This is a genomic window from Kineococcus vitellinus (assembly GCF_009906315.1).
Taxonomy (GTDB): domain Bacteria; phylum Actinomycetota; class Actinomycetes; order Actinomycetales; family Kineococcaceae; genus Kineococcus; species Kineococcus vitellinus.
Genome location: NZ_JAAALL010000636.1, coordinates 1 through 566, shown reverse-complemented (window position 1 = coordinate 566; position 566 = coordinate 1). Strand labels below are relative to the sequence as shown.

1 protein-coding gene is annotated in these 566 nt (G+C 61.5%); it reads left to right on the top strand.

Features of this window, described 5'->3' with window-relative positions:
• The first annotated feature begins 189 nt into the window (after nt 1-189).
• The gene (locus tag GTQ99_RS23860) at nt 190-354 is read left to right on the top strand and encodes a hypothetical protein (protein ID WP_166618097.1); all 165 of its coding nucleotides are present in this window, start codon (nt 190-192) and stop codon (nt 352-354) included.
• Nucleotides 355-566 lie beyond the last annotated feature (212 nt).

Sequence of the window (566 nt, the reverse complement as noted above, 5' to 3'; positions counted from 1 at the left end):
CAAGGCATCCACCATGCGCCCTTACACACTTGACCACCACACACCACCCACCACGGAAAACACGACCCGTGGACGAGCAGGCGCGCGACGCCAGTGCAGAATTCAAAACCCAAACCACAAAGACAGCGAACCGCCACCCACACCCACCCCGCGGAGCACCCCCTCAAGGAGCACACCCACGATGCGAGAGTGAAAGAGCAGCGATCCACATCATCAGAGGATTATCTACTCGACGAACACCACTACATGATGCTCGCGTCCACTGTGCAGTTCTCAAACGACAACCAGGAACCCCTCCCCAACGACCGCCACCAGACACCCACCACCCACACCCACGATCCGCAGGAGGAGTGAAACGAGCCGATGTGCACGATCAGGACGGGCCTGAGCAGAAGAAACAGACCCCGCAACAGACGCCGACTCACGCCGGCGGTGCTGCGGTGCCCGGTCCCTCAGGACCCAACAGTGCGCCAGGCACCAGGAGAAGACGAACACGCGGCGTTCCACGCCCCCGCAACAGCAGAGACCGTACTGACCAGTGCCTTCGACACCTGGTGCCGTGTTGA